Consider the following 18109-nt stretch of genomic DNA (forward strand, 5'->3'; position numbering starts at 1 on the left):
TGCTCGACCGCCTGATCCGCTCGGGGGCCCTCCGGGGCCCCCGCAGCCGTCTCCCGGGCCGTACGGACCGCCCCTCAGGCCGTACGGACCGGCTGGTCCGCGCCCCAACTGCCCAGCAGCCGCAGCGACTCCTGCGACTTCGAGCCCGGCTCCGCGTGGTAGGTGACCAGGGACAGGTCGTGCGCGTCCGGCAGCTTCAGCGTCTCGTACGCCAGCGTCAGCTCGCCGACCACCGGGTGGCGCAGCCGCTTGACGCCGTGGCCCTTGTCGGCCACGGTGTGGGCCGCCCACATCGTGCGGAACTCCTCGCTCTTGACCGACAACTCGCCGATCAAGGAGGTCAGTTGGGGGTCGTCCGGATAGCAGCCCGCACCGAGCCGCAGCACGCTCACCATGTCGACGGCCTTGCTGTGCCAGTCCACGTACAGCGAGCGCGAAGCCGGGTCGAGGAACACCTGGCGCGCCAGATTCCTTTCCTGCGGCGGCAGCGGGGACATGTCGCCGAACAGGGCCGCCGCCATCCGGTTCCAGCCCAGGATGTCCAGGCGCGGGCCGACGATGTAGGCGGGCACGCCCTCCATGGCGTCGATCAGCTGCTGGAGCGCCGGGCGCACCTGGTGCGGCTTGCAGGCCGAGCCGCGCTTCTTCTTCGCCTTGCCCTTCGCCACGTGCGTGAGGTGGTTCTGCTCGGTCTCGCTCAGGCGCAGCACCCGCCCGATCGCCTCCAGGACCTCCACCGAGACGTTCTGCGCGTTGCCCTGCTCCAGGCGCGTGTAGTACGCCACCGACACCCCGGCCAGCTGCGCCAGCTCTTCCCGGCGCAGCCCCGGCACCCGGCGGTGGCGCCCGTGGTCGGGCAGCCCCACGTCCTCGGGCTTCAGCCGGGCCCGGCGGGAACGGAGGAATTCGCTGAGTTCGGCGCGCTGGTCCATGACACCCAAGTATCCGCGCTCGGGATCGTGGGCGTACGACCAGGAGCCTGACCCTGCCAGTAGTACGCACGCTGGTCGTAGGCAGAACAGAGACCTGGGTGGCCGGCAGGAACTCGGGCAGGCTGGACCGCGTACCCCAAAGATCTGAGGAGACCGGCACATGACCACCGTCGCCGCCTACGCCGCCCCCGCCGCCAAGGCTCCCCTGGAGCGCACCACCATCGAGCGCCGTCCGGTGGGCCCGAACGACGTGCTCATCGACATCAAGTACGCCGGTATCTGCCACTCCGACATCCACCAGGCGAACGAGGGCTGGGGCGAGGCCATCTTCCCGATGGTGCCCGGCCACGAGATAGCCGGTGTGATCACCGAGGTCGGCTCGGACGTCACCAAGTTCAAGGTCGGCGACCGTGCGGGCGTCGGCTGCTTCGTCGACTCCTGCGGAAAGTGCGAGGCCTGTCTGTCGGGGCAGAACCAGTTCTGCCAGGACGGCGTCTCGACGTACAACGCCATCGGCCGGGACGGCAAGCCCGCCTACGGCGGCTACTCCACGCACATCGTCGTGGACGCGGACCACACCCTGCGCATCCCCGACAGCATCCCGCTGGACGTCGCGGCCCCGCTGCTGTGCGCCGGCATCACCCTGTACTCGCCGCTCAAGCGCTGGCAGGCGGGCCCCGGCAAGAAGGTCGCCATCCTCGGGCTCGGCGGTCTCGGCCACATGGGCGTCAAGATCGCGCACGCGATGGGTGCCGAGGTGACCGTGCTCAGCCAGACGCTGCGCAAGAAGGACGACGGCCTCAAGCTGGGCGCCGACCACTACTACGCGACCAGCGACGAGGACACCTTCCAGCAGCTCGCGGGCTCCCTCGACCTGATCGTCTCCACCGTGTCCGCCCCGCTGGACCTGGGCGCGTACCTCTCGCTCCTGAAGGCCGGCGGCGCGTTCGTGAACGTGGGCGCCCCGGAGGAGCCGAACTCGCTCAACATGTTCGGCCTCATCGGCGGCAACAAGATCCTGGCCGGCTCGATGATCGGCAGCATCGACGAGACCCAGGAGATGCTCGACTTCTGCGCCGAGCACAACCTGGGCGCCGAGATCGAGCTGATCCGCGCGGACCAGATCAACGAGGCGTACGCGCGGGTGCTGGCCAGCGATGTGCGCTACCGGTTCGTGATCGACACGGCGACGATCTGACCCGACCCCGGGCCGGCCTGACGCTGGCCCGGGGCCCCGGTCCCGGGTCCTGATCCCGGGTCCTGACCCCGGGCTCCGATCGCGGCCCCGGAGGCATTCCCCTGCCTTCGGGGCCGTTCGCATGCCCTGGCCGCCCGAGTCGCCCGCCCCGCCTGCCGTCACCCCCGCCCGGGGCCGCCGGTCCCCGCGTAGACGCGCTCGGCGGGCAACAGGGCTCTTGCGGCGTCGAGTTGGCCGCCGCGTACGAGCGCGTGGACGCGGTGCGCGAGCGGGGTCACATCGCGGACCCCGACGATCCACTCGTCCGCGTACCGCCGCACCGCCTCCCCGACGAGCCCGAGCTGCAACGAGCGGTACGGCAGTGCGCGGAGGTGGAGATCCCGCTCGGGGTCCCACTGCACCCGAGCGGGCGCGCGCTTCAACTCCCTTTTCCAGTCGGCCGGTTCACCGTGCACCTCGCGCACGTAGTGCGACAGGCAGGCGTGCTCGACGGCCCAGTCGAACCCGTCCCGCCGGATCTCGACGGCGAGCACGGTGCGCTGGCCCTCCTTCGTGCCCCAGCCCGAGCGGTACATCATCCACAGGAACGACGGCTTGACCCAGGTCATCCGCTCCCGCTTCCACGCCGCCGGAAACCGCCCGTCGCGGGCGGCGGGCAGCCCGAGCTCGGGGTCGTACGCCTGGTAGACGGTGACCGTCGACTCGGTGTGCAGGGCCCGGATCTGTTCGCGGGGCGGGGGCGGGATCGGTATGTGGTCTTCCATGCGGGCAAGGGTGACGTGGCGGGGCCGGGGCGGCCAGCGAATATCGGCGGGGTGGTCATCCCCGGGGGAGCAGCGCCCGGACGCGCCCGGACTCAGGCGCTATCGGCGCCGGCCCGGATGCGGATGGTGGCGGATCTCCACATCCGCGTCCGTGGCCGCCGAGAAGTCCCCCCGCCCGCGTGCGGCCCGCCGCCGTACCGCCATCTCCGCGCACACCGGGCACCCGGGCGCGGGTTTCGGCGGCGCGTGCGGAAGTCTCAGGTGCACGGGTCCCCCCATGGTCGTCCTCGGATCGCTCACGCCTACCACCCGTCCGCCCGAACAGCTCCTGTCCGGGCCATTCACCCCGACGACCGGCCCGCCCGCGACCGCCCGGCGCCCTTCGCCGCGCAACGTCACCCGTCCACGCGGCCGGGCTACTCCAGGAAGGGCAACCGGGGCCGACGCGAAAGCGGGGCACCGGCGTCGTGCCGGTGCCCCACAGCCGCTTCGGAGGGCGTGCTCAGCCCTCGGCCCTGGCCACCCCGATCGGGCAGGAGACGCCCGTCCCCCCGATCCCGCAGTATCCGGCCGGGTTCTTGTCGAGGTACTGCTGGTGGTAGGGCTCGGCGGCGTAGAAGGTGCGGCCCTCCGCGGGGAGCAGCTCCGTGGTGATCGTGCCGTAGCCCGAGCCCGTCAGGACCTTCTGGTAGGACTCGCGGGACGCCTGGGCGGTGGCTTCCTGGGCGGGGGTGTGGGTGTAGATCGCGGAGCGGTACTGGGTGCCCACGTCGTTGCCCTGGCGGAAGCCCTGCGTCGGGTCGTGGTTCTCCCAGAACACCTTCAGGAGCTGCTCGTACGAGACGAGGGCGGGGTCGTAGACCACGCGAACCGCCTCGGTGTGCCCGGTCAGGCCCGAGCAGACCTCCTCGTACGCGGGGTTCACCGTGCTGCCGCCCTGGTAGCCGACCAGGGTCGTCCAGACGCCCGGGGTCTGCCAGAACTTGCGCTCGGCGCCCCAGAAGCAGCCCATGCCGAAGTCCGCGACCTCCAGGCCCGCCGGGTAGGGGCCGGCCAGCGGGTTGCCGAGGACCGTGTGCCGCGAGGGCAGGGTGAATTCGGGCTCCGGGCGTCCCTTGAGGGCCTGCTCGGGGGTGGGCAGCTCGGGCGTGCGGCGGCCGAAGATCATCGGGGGCTCCTCGGAAAGATGGGTTGCCCAGGGGTAACGCGCCGGGCCGCCCGGAGATTCCGGGGCCCGGGTGCGGGCCCGGGCGTGGGTGCGCGCGGGCCCGGCCGGCAGGGGTGTCGGGGCAGCCGGGGAGCGTGACGGCCGATGGGGCCGTTACGGCCGCCGCAGCGTCGCCGGGCTGCCCCCGTTCGCCTCGTACCCCGCGACCGCGAGCGCCCGGCACACGGCGTACGTCGCCGCCGGGTCCTCGGAGACGGTCCAGGGGACCGCGCCGACATAGCCGTCCAGGGCGACGAACTGGTCCATCGACTCCGCCCAGCGTTCGCCGCGTACCAGGAAGAAGACGAGGAGGTGGCGGACCAGGGGGAGTACCGGGTCGTCGGCGCGGGCCTGGTGGACGGCGTGCAGGGCGCCCTCCATCGCGCGGCTCACGACCGCCGTGCGGTAGAAGTCCGAGACGAGGACGACGTCGGGGATGTGCTCGTACACCGCGAACAGGGGGAGCGCGGAGAGCAGGGAGCCGCGCGGGGCGCGGGCCGCGGCCGCCGTCGCGAACTCGTCGGCCTGGGCGCGCGAGCCGTGCCACTTCTCGCAGTGGTAGTGCAGGGCCGCGAGGTGCGCGCCCATGTGGTGCGGGGCGCGGTCCATGACCTTGGCCCACAGCTGGTCGAACTCCGGCCGCGGATAGGCGAGTCCACGCGCCACGGCGAGTTCGGTGATGTACGGGACCGGGTCGCCCGGGGCCAGCAGCGCGGACTCGCCGCAGACCGTGCGGGCCTCCTCCAGGATGATGCGGAAGTCGTCCCGGCCGACGGACGAGGACCGCCAGGCCTGCTGGACCAGGAACTCCGCGTGCACCTGGGCCGCGCCCGCGTCCTTCGGCGCCTCGGAGCGCCACTTGCGCAGCCAGGCCCCGCCGACGCCGGGGCGCTGCGCGAGTTCCAGGGAGGCCGCGCCGGCGAAGGCCTGGACGCGCTGCCAGCGCCGCTCGCCCTCCTTCGGGGTTTCGGCGAGGAGGCGCTGGGCCGGCTTCCAGTCCTGGGTGTGCTGCACCACCGCGAGCACGTCGAGGAGGTCCTGGTCGGGTCCCGGCATCCGGACGTCGAGCTCCTCCTGGAGCGCGAAGCCGTAGGCCGCCGGGTCGGCGGCGTCGGGCGAGCCGGGCCGCGCCAACTGGATGCCGCCGCCCCGGCGGAACACGAACCGGACGACGAGCGCGGTGAGTGCGCCCAGCACGAGCAGCGTCCACAGAATCTCCATGTCCACCAGCGAACCAGACCGCGCCCCGATGTGGCGAACTCGACGGTGCGGGACCGCCCGGGGATGGGGTGAACGGGGCGAGCCGACGAACTAGGCTCGGGGCCATGAGCCACGAGCACCTCGACAAGAGCTTCGAGACCATCGCGATCCACGCGGGGAACACCGCCGATCCGCTGACCGGGGCGGTCGTACCGCCGATCTACCAGGTCTCCACGTACAAGCAGGACGGTGTCGGCGGTCTCCGCGGCGGCTACGAGTACAGCCGCAGCGCGAACCCGACGCGGACCGCGCTCGAAGAGAACCTGGCGGCCCTCGAAGGCGGCCGCCGCGGTCTCGCCTTCGCCTCCGGTCTCGCCGCCGAGGACTGCCTGCTGCGTACGCTGCTCGCGCCCGGCGACCACGTGGTGATCCCGAACGACGCCTACGGCGGCACGTTCCGCCTGTTCGCGAAGGTCGTCTCGCGCTGGGGCGTCGAGTGGTCGGTCGCCGACACCTCCGACCCGGCGTCGGTGCGGGCCGCGATCACCCCGCGCACGAAGGTCGTCTGGGTGGAGACGCCCTCCAACCCGCTGCTCGGGATCACCGACATCGCGGCCGTCGCCGAGGTCGCCTCGACCGCGGGCGCCAAGCTCGTCGTCGACAACACCTTCGCGAGCCCCTACCTCCAGCAGCCGCTGTCGCTCGGCGCGGACGTCGTCGTGCACTCCCTGACCAAGTACATGGGCGGGCACTCGGACGTCGTGGGCGGCGCGCTGATCGCCAACTCGGCCGAGATCGGCGAGGAGTTGGCGTACCACCAGAACGCCATGGGCGCGGTCGCCGGGCCCTTCGACTCGTGGCTGGTGCTGCGCGGCATCAAGACCCTTCCGGTGCGCATGGACCGGCACAGCGAGAACGCGGGCAAGGTCGCCGAGATGCTGACCCGGCACGCCAAGGTCACCCAGGTCCTGTACCCGGGGCTGCCCGAGCACCCCGGTCACGACATCGCGGCCAAGCAGATGCGCGCCTTCGGCGGCATGGTCTCCTTCCGCGTCGAGGGCGGCGAGCAGGCGGCGGTGGACGTCTGCGACCGTACGAAGCTGTTCACGCTCGGCGAGTCCCTCGGCGGCGTCGAGTCGCTGATCGAGCACCCGGGCCGCATGACGCACGCCAGCGTCGCCGGCTCGGCCCTGGAGGTCCCGGCGGACCTGGTCCGCGTCTCGGTGGGCATCGAGAACGCGGACGACCTGCTCGCCGACCTCCAGCAGGCGCTCGGCTAGAGCGGTACCGGGCCTAGAGCCCGTCGACGGGTGGCGTCACCGTGGACGGCGGCGCCACCCAGGGCTGGACCATCGCGGCCCAGACCGCGAAGACGATCACCGCGGCCACGAGCAGCAGCCACAACAGGCGCCGCGCGATACGCCGCCGGTGCAGCATGCGCGTACCCAACTCGGCCGCCCGGCCGGCGAGTTCGACGGGAACGACCGGGTGGGCCCCGCTCTCCAGAAGGCGGCGGACCTCGGCGGTCTTGCGGTCGGGCGTGCTCATGCTGCCTCCCGTGCCGGGGTGTTCGCGCGGCCTCCCGTGCCGCGACGCCGAGGCGGCCTCCCGTACCCCGGGCCCCGTGCCCCGGGCCGGTTCACGTGGCCGCCTCGGGCGTCGGCGCGGCGGGTGCGGGGGGCGTGGGCGGGGTGCTGCGCATCGCGGTGACGGCCCGGGTGCAGATCGCGCGGACCCGGTCCACCGGCAGCCCGACCGTCGCCGCCGTCTGTTCCTCGGCGACGCCCTCGTACAGGCGCAGCACCAGGATGAGACGTTCCTGCGGGGTCAGCCGCGCGAGGAGCCCGGTCCCGGCGGCCGGCCGGGGCAGGCCGGGGACGGCGGGCCGGTGGTGGCGCCAGGCGGTGCGGGCGAAGCGGGCGGCGAGTTCCTGCCGGGTCCGGTCGTACGGGTCCTCACCGCGCAGCCGGTGCCAGCGGGCGTACGTCTCGGCGAGGGCGGCGGTCAACAGGCGCCGGGCCCGCGGGTTGGCGTCGACGGGCTCGGCGGTCAGCAGGGTGGCGGCATGCAGCAACCGGCCTCCCGCGCCCGCGACGAACGCCTCGAACTCCCGGGTGCGGCGGCGGTGTCGGGTGGCGTACCGCTCGCGCATGAGCCTCATATGAGGGCAGGCGCGAGCCCTCGGTCAAGAGGTCGGCGCGGACGGCTCCTGCGCGGCCGACTGGCGGGCCGAGAGCGCGGAGTTGAAGCGGGTCAGGAGCGAGGTGAACGACTCCCGCTCGTCCTCCGTCCAGCCGTCGGTGACCTGCGCCATCAGCTCGCGCCGCGAGGAGCGCACCTCTTCGAGGCGGGACTGGCCGCGCGGGGACAGCTGGAGGACGACCGCCCGGCCGTCCTCGGGGTGCGAGGTCCGCTTGACCAGGCCGGTGTCGACGAGCGGGGCGACCTGGCGCGTCACGGTCGAGGAGTCGATCCCCATGCCCGCGGCGAGCGCCTTGACGCCCATCGGGCCTTCCAGGTCCAGCCGGTTGAGCAGCAGGTAGGCGGCCCGGTCCATCGAGTTGCGGACCTGTCCGACGCCGCCGAGCCTGGTCTGCTCGGCACGGCGGGCGAACACGGCCACCTGGTGCTGGAGGGCATCGAGGAGGCCGGGGTCGAGCGGGGGAGTCATGTCCTGAACTGGGGGCATGGCCGGGGCTCTCTCGTGCGGGTATCGGTGTGGTGGGGGACAGAGTACGCGGCCCGGCCCGCATACGTACCGGCGGTGCGCAAAGCTGTGGACAAGTCCCGGCGGATCGGCGGCCCAGCGGCCGGAAGGGGTGTGAGCTGCGAGACTTGCGGTCATGAGCTTCGGTACGTCTGGCCCCTTGCACGACCTCATCCTCGACGACATCCGCGGTGCGCAGAAGATGCTGTCGGGAGTGGCCCGCACCACCGCGATGGAAGGATCACGCCATCTTTCTTCGCTCGTGGGAGCACCGGTGCACCTCAAGTGCGAGAACCTCCAGCGCACCGGGTCCTTCAAGCTCCGGGGCGCCTACGTACGGATCGCCGGGCTGCGTCCCGAGGAGCGGGCGGCCGGTGTGGTGGCCGCCAGCGCCGGCAACCACGCCCAGGGCGTGGCGCTGGCCTCCTCGCTGCTCGGCGTGCACTCGACGGTGTTCATGCCGATGGGCGCCCCGCTGCCGAAGGTCGCCGCGACCCGGCACTACGGGGCCGAGGTGATCCTGCACGGCACGGTCGTCGACGAGACCCTGGCCGCCGCCGAGGCGTACGCGGCCGAGACCGGGGCGGTGTTCATCCACCCCTTCGACCACCAGGACATCATCGCCGGGCAGGGCACGGTGGGCCTGGAGATCCTGGAGCAGTGCCCCGAGGTGCGCACCATCGTCGTCGGAATCGGCGGCGGCGGGCTCGCGGCCGGCATCGCGGTCGCGGTGAAGGCGCTGCGGCCGGACGTCCGGATCGTCGGGGTGCAGGCGGCGGCCGCCGCGGCCTATCCGCCCTCGCTCGCCGTCGGGCACCCGGTCGCCATCGACACGGCCCCCACGATGGCCGACGGGATCAAGGTGGGCCGGCCCGGCGACATTCCGTTCGCGCTGGTCAGCGAGTTGGTGGACGAGGTGCGCACGGTCTCGGAGGACGAGCTGTCCAGCGCGCTGCTGCTCTGCCTTGAGCGGGCGAAGCTGGTGGTGGAGCCGGCCGGGGCGAGCCCGGTGGCCGCGCTGCTCAGCGATCCCGGGGCGTTCCGCGGGCCGGTCGTCGCGGTGCTCTCGGGCGGCAATGTGGACCCGCTGCTCATGCAGCGCATCCTGCGCCACGGCATGTCGGCGGCGGGCCGCTACCTGTCGCTGCGGCTGCGCCTGACGGACCGCCCGGGGGCGCTGGCCTCGCTCCTCGGGGAACTGTCCGTGCTCGACGCCAATGTGCTGGACGTGAGCCACGTACGGACCGATCCCCGGCTCGGGCTCACGGAGGTGGAGGTCGAGCTGCACCTGGAGACGAAGGGCCCGGAGCACTGCGCCGAGCTGGCGTCGGCGCTGCGGGAGGCCGGCTACACCGTCGTCGAATAAGCCCCGGTGGAGCTCCGCCCGGTGCTTCGTCCCGCGCGCGCCTGGCCGCGCGTCCCAGGCCTCCCCAACTCGTCCTGATTTACCTACAGTTGATGGATGGGCTGTCTCACGGGGTGTGCCATCTTCCTGATCATGGTGCCGGGACCTTTGCGCACCATCGGCATCTACATGCTCATCGCTGCGGCCATCTGGTACTGCGTCGCGGAACTGGACAAGAAGGCCGAACAGAAGAAGAAGGACGAGGAACGCAGGCGGCGCAGCAAGGCGAGGAAGCGTGAGTTGAAGAACCTCCGCGACGCGCTGGACCGGGCATCCTCCGGGCCCCTCGCCGATTCGCACGCGGCCGGGCGGCGTCCGGCCGGGGACGCGGCACCCGGCCCCGGTGGAGGGTCGGCGCCTCCGCCTGCCGCCCACACGTCCGGGCGTTCCCCGACGAGGAGCGACGACAGCCCCCACCTTCCGTGGACCTCCGGATCGGACAGCCCCGCGGACTCCGGGGCCGGCTCGCACGGCAGCGCCCACCACTCCGGCGGCCATCACAGCAGCCCGGGCCACCACTCCGGGGGCCATCACAGTGACGGGGGCGGCCACCACTCCGGGGGCCATCACAGCGACGGAGGGGGCCACCACTCCGGCGGCTTCGACAGCGGCGGGAGCTTCGACGGCGGTTCCAGCTTCTTCTGACGGCCACTCCCCGTGACGGTCGCCCCCCCAAGGCCACTGTCAGGGCGGGGCGGGCGGCTCTCTGCCGACTTCTCTGATGGCGCGGCGGCAAGACTCCGACGGCGCGGGTTCACGCGGTCATCCCGGTGCGGCGCACCGCCGGCCGGGATCGCCGGTCGCTCCGCGATACCGCTGACAAGACGCGATGTATCGCGATAGGGTGTGGCTCGGAACGGCGGCCTCGGGCTGCGGGCTCCAGGCTCCATCGGGCGATCCCTGCCCGGAAAATCTAGGATTTGTCCAGGAAGTCACACCCACCACTGGGGGTACTCACATGCCAGGCGCCATCTATGCCGAAGGCCTGGTGAAGACGTTCGGCAACGTAACGGCTCTGGACGGCGTCGACCTCGATGTCCCCGAAGGCACGGTCCTCGGCCTCCTCGGCCCCAACGGCGCCGGCAAGACCACCGCCGTGCGCGTCCTGACCACCCTGCTCCAGCCCGACCGCGGCAAGGCGGTCGTCGCGGGCATCGACGTGCTCAAGCATCCCAACGAGGTGCGCCGATCCATCGGCCTGTCCGGCCAATTCGCGGCCGTCGACGAGTATCTGACGGGCCGTGAGAACCTGGAAATGGTCGGCCGGCTCTACCAGATGAAGGCCAAGCCCGCGAAGGTGCGCGCGGGCGAACTGCTCGACCGCTTCAACCTCGCGGACGCCGCCGACCGCCCCGCCAAGACGTACTCGGGCGGCATGAGACGCCGCCTCGACCTCGCGGCGGCCCTCGTGGTCTCGCCGCCCGTCATGTTCATGGACGAGCCGACCACCGGCCTCGACCCGCGCAACCGGCAGCAACTGTGGGAAGTGATCCAGGAGTTGGTGGCCGGCGGCACCACGCTGCTGCTCACCACCCAGTACCTCGAAGAGGCCGACCGGCTCGCCCACGACATCGCGGTCGTCGATCACGGCAAGGTCATCGCGCGCGGCAGCTCCGACCAGCTCAAGGCCCGCACCGGCGGCGAACGCGTCGAGGTCGTCGTCCACCAGGGCGACCAGCTGGCCCCGGCCCGCGAGGTCCTCGCCGGCTTCGGCAAGGGCGAGGTCAAGACCGACGAGCACACCCGCCAGCTGACCGTCCCGGTCACCGGCGGCGCCAAGCTGCTCGCCGAGGTCATCCGTGAACTCGACACCAGGGGCGTCGAGATCGACGACATCGGCCTGCGCCGCCCCACCCTCGACGACGTCTTCATCTCGCTGACCGGCCACGCGGCCGAGACCGCGAAGGAAGAGGACGCCGAGAACGCCGACGGTTCCGCCAAGCCCAAGAGCCGCAAGGAGGCCGGGAAATGAGCGCCATCACCGACGCAGCGCCGGCCCCCCGGGCGGGCGGCGGCATCGGCGGGTCCGTACGGGACTCGCTGGTGGTCGCCAAGCGGAACCTGATCCGCATGAAGCGGATTCCCGAGGTCGTGCTGTTCGGCCTGATCCAGCCGATCATGTTCGTGGTGCTGTTCACCTACGTCTTCGGCGGTTCCATCCAGGTCGGCGGCTCGCTCTCGCAGCAGGCCTACCGCGAGTTCCTGATGGCCGGCATCTTCGCGCAGACCGTCACCTTCGCGACCGCCGGAGCGGGCGCGGGCATCGCCGACGACATGCACAAGGGCCTCATCGACCGCTTCCGCTCGCTCCCCATGGCGCGGGGCGCGGTCCTGACCGGCCGCACCCTGGCGGACCTGGCGCAGACCGCCGTGACGCTGGTGGTCCTGGCGGGAGTCGCCCTGCTCATCGGCTGGCGCACCCACAACGGCATCCCGAAGGCGCTCGCCGCCTTCGCCCTGCTGCTCCTGCTCGGATACGCGTTCTCCTGGATCGGCGCCCTGATCGGCCTGACCGTACGCACCCCCGAGGCGGCCACCTCCGGCGGGCTGATCTGGCTGTTCCCGCTGACGTTCATCTCCAACGCCTTCGTGGACTCCAACAACCTGCCGACGTTCTTCCGCCACATCGCGGAGTGGAATCCGTTCAGCACCACGGTCCAGGCGGCAAGGGAGCTCTTCGGCAACCTGCCCCCGGGCTTCCAGACCCCCGAGGCCTGGCCCATGCGGCACGCGATCCTCGCGTCGGTGCTGTGGTCGGTGCTGATCCTCCTGGTCTTCCGCACGCTGGCGGTCCGCAAGTACCGCCGCGCCGCCGGCTGACGCACGCACGAAGCCCCCTCTCCGGGCTCGGCGGAGAGGGGGCTTCGTGCGTGGGTGCGGCGGCGGTCAGCCGTTGAACGGGACGGCCGCGAGGATCTTCACCGAGGCCTTCTTGCCGTTCGGCAGCTCGTACTCGGCGTCCTCGCCGACCTTCTTGCCGTTCACGCCGGAGCCGAGCGGCGACTGCGGGGAGTACGTCTCGATCTCCGTCGAGGCGTACTCGCGCGAGGCCATCAGGAACTCCAGGGTGTCGTCCGGGTCGCCGTCGAAGGCGATCGTGACGAGCATGCCGGGAGCCACCACACCGTCGGCTGCGGGAGCCTCGCCGACCTTGGCGTGCTCCAGGAGCTGGGTGAGCTGGCGCACCCGGAGCTCCATCTTGCCCTGCTCCTCCTTGGCCGCGTGGTACCCGCCGTTCTCCCGGAGGTCACCCTCCTCACGGGCCGCCGCGATCTTTACGGCGATCTCCGTGCGCGCGGGACCAGACAGGTACTCCAGCTCGGCCTTGAGCTGGTTGTACGCCTCCTGGGTCAGCCAGGTGACGTTGTCGCTGGTCTGGGTCACAGGTGCTCCTCGTCGGTACTGGGTATACAAAGCGCCCTACCCCAAAGCATGTGCCTGGATGGGTGGGCGAAACCACGAGCCTAACAATTCAGGCGGCGCAGGGGGAGGACATAAACCGCTAGAACTTCATCAACGCAGGTCAGCTCGGGTGTGTCGGCAACCTTGGTCAATAACTTGAGCAGTACGTGGCACGGTGCGCTCCGGCATACGGCTCAGCGGCCCGACCCGACGGCGGACTCAGTCGGACTGACAGCCGACCAGATCCGCGGCGGTGGCCCGGGAGGTCGTGGTGATCGTGACGACCTTGTCGACCTGCTTGGCCGGCTCGTCGAACCGGAAGTCCGCGCGGCCCACGTCGTCGCCGCTGGTCTGCTGGGCGCGCAGGGTGCAGGTCCCCTTGGCGTCCTTGTCCTTGGTCACTTCCAGGTGCACCTCGACCGAGGTGTCCGAGACCACCTTGAACTTGATCACCTGTGCGGAGAGCGACTGCCCGCCCACGTAGTCGTAACCGATCCAGCCGATCACGCCGAGCAGAAGGACCGCGAGCACCGAGCCGACGATCTTCAGCTTGCGGTCCGCGCGCTGGTCCGCCGAGCGCCCGTAGCGCCCCTGGGGAAGCTGCTCGCGCACAGCGGCCATGATCGTCCTCCTGCTGGTGGGGGTCACCGGAATTTTCCGTCCCCCGATTCGGTCACTATAGAAGCCGCCCGTTGCGCCGATCACAGAGGGCGCCGAATTCACTTACTGAGTCACCGAGGATCGAGTCTTGACTGAGCAGCTGCGACTGATGGCCGTGCACGCCCACCCCGACGACGAGTCGAGCAAGGGCGCGGCCACCATGGCGAAGTATGTGTCCGAGGGGGTGGACGTGCTGGTCGTGACCTGCACCGGAGGCGAGCGCGGCTCGATCCTCAACCCGAAGCTCCAGGGTGACAAGTACATCGAGGAGCACATCCACGAGGTCCGCAAGAGGGAGATGGACGAGGCCCGCGAGATCCTCGGCGTCCGCCAGGAGTGGCTCGGCTTCGTGGACTCGGGCCTGCCCGAGGGCGACCCGCTGCCGCCGCTGCCCGAGGGCTGCTTCGCCCTGGAGGACGTGGACGTCGCGGCCGGCCGCCTGGTCCGCTCCATCCGCAGCTTCCGTCCGCAGGTCATCACGACGTACGACGAGAACGGCGGCTACCCGCACCCCGACCACATCATGACCCACAAGATCACGATGGTGGCCTTCGAGGGCGCGGCCGACACCGAGAAGTTCCCCGAGGCCGAGTTCGGCCCGGCCTTCCAGCCGCGGAAGCTCTACTACAACCAGGGCTTCAACAAGCCGCGCACGGTCGCCCTGCACGAGGCGCTCCTCGGCCGCGGCATGGAGTCCCCGTACGGCGACTGGCTGGAGCGCTGGAAGGAGTTCGGGCGCGCCGAGCGCACGCTGACCACGCACGTTCCCTGCGCCGAGTTCTTCGAGATCCGGGACAAGGCGCTGATCGCGCACGCCACCCAGATCGACCCCGACGGCGGCTGGTTCCGCGTTCCGCTCGACCTCCAGAAGGAGGTCTGGCCGACCGAGGAGTACGAGCTCGCGAAGTCGCTCGTGGACACTTCCCTCCCCGAGGACGACCTCTTCGCGGGCGTACGCGACAATGCCTGATATGAGCGCAAGCCTCGCAATGACGCACATGGTCCCGCTGGCCGCCGAGATCGACAACGACAAGGTGACGCCCGGTGTCCTCGGCTTCATCGTGTTCGCGGCACTCGCCCTCGGCGTGTGGCTGCTGATGAAGTCCATGAACCGGCACATGGGCAAGGTCGACTTCGAGGAGAGCCCGGATCCGTCCGCGGCGACCCCGCGGACGACCCCCGCGGCCGCCGCCGGCAAGGGCGCCGCGAAGAACGGCTGAGCCCCCGGGCTCCGGGCACCCCCGCCGCACCCGTCAGGGACGCGGCGGGGGCGCCGCGCGACGGTGGCCGCGCCCGTCAGCGGTCGGCCCCCACCGGCACCCCCATGACCTCCCGGGCGTGCCGGTCCGGGACCATGCCCAGCTGCCAGGCCTGCCAGCCCGACTCCAGCGAGACACCGCGCTCCAGCATCAGCGCGAAGGCCTCCGCGCAGTCCTCCAGCTTGGCGTCCCGGGCGTGATGGCGGGCCCGGAGCAGCTGGGCCAGCTCCTCCTGGGCGACCGCCGTGCCCACTTCCACGCCGCCCGCGCCCGCGTACGGCAGCAGCGTGCAGCGCAGGAAGCGGGACCAGTCGCCGCCCCGCCGGTCGTCGTACGAGGCGAACAGCGCGGTCGCCTCGTCGCACAGGGCGAGCGCCGGGCCCGGCCGGTTGTTGCCCGCGTCGATCAGCGCGAGCTCCAGACACGTCCAGGCCTCGCCGTGCGCCACCCCGATGCGGTGGAAGTCGGCGCGCGCGTCGACCAGGAGCTGGCGGGCGAAGCCGGAGTTGCGCAGGTTGCCGGTCTGGGCGGCGCGCTGGTCGCGGGTGACCCGGCCCGAGTGGTGGCGGGCGCAGGCGAGCCCGTACACGTCCCGCATGCGCGAGAACATCGTGCGGGCCCGCTCCAGCTCGCGCACCGCCTGGTCGCGGTCGCCGCGCTCCTCCAGGGCCTGGCCCAGGTAGTACAGCGTCCAGGCCTCGCCGCGCGCGTCCTCCTGCTCGCGGTGGCGCGACAGGGCCTGGCGCAGCCCGTCGACCGCGGCCGGCGCGTCGCCCTCGACGAGGCGGGCACGGGCCAGCTGGGTCAGCGCCCACGCCTCGCCGCGGCCGTCCCGGGTGCGCCCGTACAGATCGAGCGCGGTGCGCAACTCGCCCTCGGCGCGCGGGACTTCACCGGTACGGAGGTAGAGCTGGCCGAGCTGGAAGTGCGTCCACGCCTCGCCGTGCAGGGACTCGTTCTCGCGGTGCAGTTCGAGGGCGGTGGCAAGGAGGGTGAGGGCGCCCGACAGGTTGGAGCGGTCGCGCTCCACGGCCGCGAGCGCGTGCAGTGACCAGGCGCGGTCGCCGGACAGCTCGTCGCCCGCCTGGAGGTCGATCGCCTCGCGCAGCCGGACCGCCGCCTCGGCCAGGTTGCCCTGGTGGTGCAGCGTGATGCCGAGCGAACACAGCGCGAGGGCCTGGCCGGCCTCGTGCTGGGCCTCGCGGTAGAGGTTGACCACGGACGACAGCGTCGTACGCGCCGTGTCCAGCTCGCCGAGCTGGCGGGCGGCGATGCCGGTGCGCCACTGCACCGACCGCACGAGCAGGCCCTGGTCGACGGCCTGCGTCAACTCGCTGATCTCGCCGAGGCGGTAGAGGTCGCCGCGCAGCAGGCAGTAGTCGCACAGCGCGCCGAGCAGGCTGAGCACCGCCTCCTGGTCGACGCCCTCGGCCTGGCGCAGGGCCGCGGTGATGAAGCTCGACTCGTCGTCCAGCCAGCGCAGCGCCGCGTCCAGGGACGGGAAGCCGTGCCCGCCGAACTGGCCGGCCCGCGTCGACATCTTGCCGTCGACCATGCGGCCCACCGCGTCCGCCAGCTCCGCGTAGTTGCGGATCAGCCGCTCCTGCGCGGCCACCCGCTCGGCCGGATCCTCCTCGTCGGCCAGGCGGGCCTCGGCGAAGGCGCGGACGACGTCGTGCAGCCGGTAGCGGCTGCCGCGCACGTGGTCGATGAGCCCGGCCGAGGCGAGCGCGGTGAGCTGGCGCTGGGCCTCCTGCTCGTCGGCCGCGAGCAGGGCCGCGGCGGCTGCCGCCCCCAGGGACGCCCGGCCGGCGAGTGCCAGGCGGCGAAGGAGCCGGCGGGCCGGCTCGGACTGGTCGGTGTAGCGCAGCCACAGGGCCCGCTCGGCGGGCGCCACCGGGCCGTACGCGCCCAGGTCGGCGGCGAGCGCCCGCGCCGAACGCGGGCCGAGGGAGGACCCGGCGATGCGCAGCGCCAGCGGAAGGCCGCCGCACAACTCCCTTACCAGATCGGTGGATTCGGCGTCGTAGGGGCCGGTCTCCTTCTCCTCGGCCGCCTCGCGCAGGAGTTCCTCCGCGCCCGCCGCGTCCAGTGGCTCGACGGGCAGCTGGTGTACCCAGGCCGGGAAGTCGTCGGGCAGATCGAGCGGACCGGACGCGGTGACGAGCACCAGCCCCTCGGAGCGCTGCGGCACCAGCGTGCGCACCTGCTCGGGGTCGTCGGTGTCGTCCAGCACGACGGTGACCGCGAGGCCCGTCAGATGCTGGTGGTAGAGCTCGGCCAGGCGGCGCACCTGCTGCTCGGGCGACGACCTCTCGCGGAACAGGAGCTGCTCGCGCGGCGCGCCGAGCCGGTTCAGGAGGTGCAGCAGCGCGTCCCGGGTCGGCAGCGGACTCTCGCCGGACGGGCCGCCGCGCATGTCGACCAGGCAGGCGCCGCGGAACTGGTCGCGCAGACCGTGTGCCGCGCGCAGCGCGAGGGTGCTGCGGCCCGAACCCGGCGGGCCGTGCAGGACCACGACCACCGGCCGCGTCTCGGTGGAGGCACGGGCGGCCTGCACCCACTGACCGATCCGAGCCAGCTCCGCCCGCCGGCCCGCGAACGGGCCCTGGGGATCGGGGAGATGGCCGAACGACTGCTCAAGGACCGACCGGCGGCGGGCCGCCGCGCTCTTGTCCGTGCCGCGCAACTGCGTCGGCACCTTCTTCTGCGCCGGCTTGGGCGTCACCGCCCGCTGCTGGTCCAGGAACGGACGGATGCCCCGCACCTCAAGGGCCGTCAGCCACTGGAGCCGCAACTGCTCGGGGCCGCCCGGCTGGCCCAGCGCCCCGGCCCGCCGGTGGGCGGCCGGCACGTGCGCGGCCGTCACCCGGGCGACCGTTCCGGCGGCCCCGGCGACCGCGACGGCCGCCCCGGTCCCCACCGCGCCGCCCGCGCCGACCCCGAGCGCCACATCGACGACGATCGCGGCGAGCGCGCCGACTCCCGTCGCGATCAGCCCGGTTGAACCTCCCTCGCGGCGGAACCGCTCACCGAACGAGAGCTGCCCGACCGCCGCCTCGTCCAGGGCCCGCGTATAGGCCGCGTACTCCTCCGCCGCGCTCTGGGACAGCGCGTCGAGCGCGCCCCGGCCCCGGGAGAGCAGCACGTTCCCGTCGGAGCGTCCGCCGGAGCGCCGTACCTCTTCCTCCACGGCGCGTACCAACAGCCGCTCGGCCTCGGCCCGATGGCTGTCCCGCATGTGCGTCCCCCTCCGAGAGCCCGTCGTTCGCCTGCGCCTCCAAGTGTCGTGCGTGACGCGCGTCGGCGCGAGGGAGTCGGCGGATCATCTGCCGTGTGGGGGAGTACGGGGTACCGTCGTCGTCCCGAACGACC

Annotated in this window: 18 protein-coding genes; 8 read left to right on the plus strand and 10 right to left on the minus strand. The window is 72.2% G+C overall.

Going from position 1 to position 18109, the window contains the following annotated elements; genetic code table 11:
• Positions 1–74 precede the first annotated feature (74 nt).
• Entirely contained in the window at positions 75–932 is an 858-nt protein-coding gene (locus ACFYNP_RS17550) for a helix-turn-helix transcriptional regulator (protein ID WP_388406085.1), read from the minus strand.
• Positions 933–1092: 160 nt separating this feature from the next.
• Here ACFYNP_RS17550 and ACFYNP_RS17555 point away from each other — a divergent pair, with 160 nt between their 5' ends.
• Positions 1093–2130 carry an NAD(P)-dependent alcohol dehydrogenase gene (locus ACFYNP_RS17555; RefSeq protein WP_388406087.1) on the plus strand — a complete coding sequence of 346 codons (1038 nt, stop codon included), beginning with the start codon at positions 1093–1095 and terminating at the stop codon, positions 2128–2130.
• A gap of 158 nt (positions 2131–2288) precedes the next feature.
• Here the strand turns inward: ACFYNP_RS17555 and ACFYNP_RS17560 are convergent, their stop codons facing one another.
• The 3 genes from ACFYNP_RS17560 to ACFYNP_RS17570 form a co-directional block, all read right to left on the minus strand.
• Positions 2289–2894 (minus strand): DUF4291 domain-containing protein, encoded by a 606-nt coding sequence (locus tag ACFYNP_RS17560; protein ID WP_388786310.1) that lies wholly within the window; start codon positions 2892–2894, stop codon positions 2289–2291.
• A gap of 502 nt (positions 2895–3396) precedes the next feature.
• A complete protein-coding gene (gene msrA, locus ACFYNP_RS17565; protein ID WP_388406090.1) occupies positions 3397–4062 on the minus strand; it encodes a peptide-methionine (S)-S-oxide reductase MsrA in 666 nt (221 codons plus the stop codon).
• 153 nt (positions 4063–4215) lie between these two features.
• On the minus strand, positions 4216–5322 hold the full coding sequence (locus ACFYNP_RS17570) for a hypothetical protein (RefSeq protein ID WP_388786312.1): 1107 nt from the start codon (positions 5320–5322) through the stop codon (positions 4216–4218).
• Positions 5323–5426: 104 nt separating this feature from the next.
• On the opposite strand from ACFYNP_RS17570, the gene ACFYNP_RS17575 reads away from it, so the two are divergent.
• Complete coding sequence (locus ACFYNP_RS17575) at positions 5427–6581, plus strand: cystathionine gamma-synthase (RefSeq protein WP_388406094.1); 1155 nt, start codon at positions 5427–5429, stop codon at positions 6579–6581.
• Between the two features lie 13 nt (positions 6582–6594).
• Here ACFYNP_RS17575 and ACFYNP_RS17580 read toward each other — a convergent pair whose 3' ends face one another.
• The 3 genes from ACFYNP_RS17580 to ACFYNP_RS17590 all read right to left on the minus strand — a co-directional run bounded on the left by ACFYNP_RS17580 (position 6595) and on the right by ACFYNP_RS17590 (position 7990).
• Positions 6595–6849: a hypothetical protein gene (locus tag ACFYNP_RS17580; RefSeq protein WP_388406096.1), complete on the minus strand. Its 255-nt coding sequence runs from the start codon at positions 6847–6849 to the stop codon at positions 6595–6597.
• A 91-nt stretch (positions 6850–6940) separates the two neighbouring features.
• Entirely contained in the window at positions 6941–7453 is a 513-nt protein-coding gene (locus ACFYNP_RS17585; protein ID WP_388406098.1) for a sigma factor-like helix-turn-helix DNA-binding protein, read from the minus strand.
• Positions 7454–7486: 33 nt separating this feature from the next.
• On the minus strand, positions 7487–7990 hold the full coding sequence (locus ACFYNP_RS17590; protein WP_199846402.1) for a MarR family winged helix-turn-helix transcriptional regulator: 504 nt from the start codon (positions 7988–7990) through the stop codon (positions 7487–7489).
• Between the two features lie 154 nt (positions 7991–8144).
• Between ACFYNP_RS17590 and ilvA the strand changes: the two genes are divergently transcribed.
• The 4 genes from ilvA (at position 8145) to ACFYNP_RS17610 (ending at position 12233) form a co-directional block, all read left to right on the plus strand.
• On the plus strand, positions 8145–9374 hold the full coding sequence (gene ilvA, locus ACFYNP_RS17595; RefSeq protein WP_388406100.1) for a threonine ammonia-lyase: 1230 nt from the start codon (positions 8145–8147) through the stop codon (positions 9372–9374).
• A 96-nt stretch (positions 9375–9470) separates the two neighbouring features.
• Positions 9471–10058, plus strand: coding sequence for a hypothetical protein (locus ACFYNP_RS17600; RefSeq protein ID WP_388786314.1), 588 nt, complete (start codon positions 9471–9473; stop codon positions 10056–10058).
• Between the two features lie 313 nt (positions 10059–10371).
• Entirely contained in the window at positions 10372–11385 is a 1014-nt protein-coding gene (locus ACFYNP_RS17605) for an ATP-binding cassette domain-containing protein (RefSeq protein WP_388406104.1), read from the plus strand.
• Positions 11382–12233 carry an ABC transporter permease gene (locus ACFYNP_RS17610; RefSeq protein ID WP_388786316.1) on the plus strand — a complete coding sequence of 284 codons (852 nt, stop codon included), beginning with the start codon at positions 11382–11384 and terminating at the stop codon, positions 12231–12233. Before ACFYNP_RS17605 ends, ACFYNP_RS17610 begins: the two co-directional genes overlap by 4 nt.
• A 66-nt stretch (positions 12234–12299) precedes the next feature.
• Here the strand turns inward: ACFYNP_RS17610 and greA are convergent, their stop codons facing one another.
• On the minus strand, positions 12300–12797 hold the full coding sequence (gene greA, locus ACFYNP_RS17615) for a transcription elongation factor GreA (protein WP_100574820.1): 498 nt from the start codon (positions 12795–12797) through the stop codon (positions 12300–12302).
• A gap of 237 nt (positions 12798–13034) precedes the next feature.
• Positions 13035–13436 (minus strand): DUF4307 domain-containing protein, encoded by a 402-nt coding sequence (locus ACFYNP_RS17620; RefSeq protein WP_388786317.1) that lies wholly within the window; start codon positions 13434–13436, stop codon positions 13035–13037.
• 127 nt (positions 13437–13563) lie between these two features.
• Here ACFYNP_RS17620 and mca point away from each other — a divergent pair, with 127 nt between their 5' ends.
• On the plus strand, positions 13564–14445 hold the full coding sequence (gene mca, locus ACFYNP_RS17625) for a mycothiol conjugate amidase Mca (protein ID WP_388406112.1): 882 nt from the start codon (positions 13564–13566) through the stop codon (positions 14443–14445).
• Complete coding sequence (locus tag ACFYNP_RS17630) at positions 14438–14695, plus strand: hypothetical protein (protein WP_388786319.1); 258 nt, start codon at positions 14438–14440, stop codon at positions 14693–14695. The genes mca and ACFYNP_RS17630 overlap by 8 nt, the downstream gene beginning before the upstream one ends.
• A gap of 76 nt (positions 14696–14771) precedes the next feature.
• Here the strand turns inward: ACFYNP_RS17630 and ACFYNP_RS17635 are convergent, their stop codons facing one another.
• Positions 14772–17975, minus strand: coding sequence for a tetratricopeptide repeat protein (locus ACFYNP_RS17635; RefSeq protein WP_388786321.1), 3204 nt, complete (start codon positions 17973–17975; stop codon positions 14772–14774).
• Between the last annotated feature and the right edge of the window lie 134 nt (positions 17976–18109).

Origin of the sequence: Streptomyces sp. NPDC006691, from assembly GCF_042869955.1 — a bacterium.
Classification (GTDB): Bacteria; Actinomycetota; Actinomycetes; order Streptomycetales; family Streptomycetaceae; genus Streptomyces.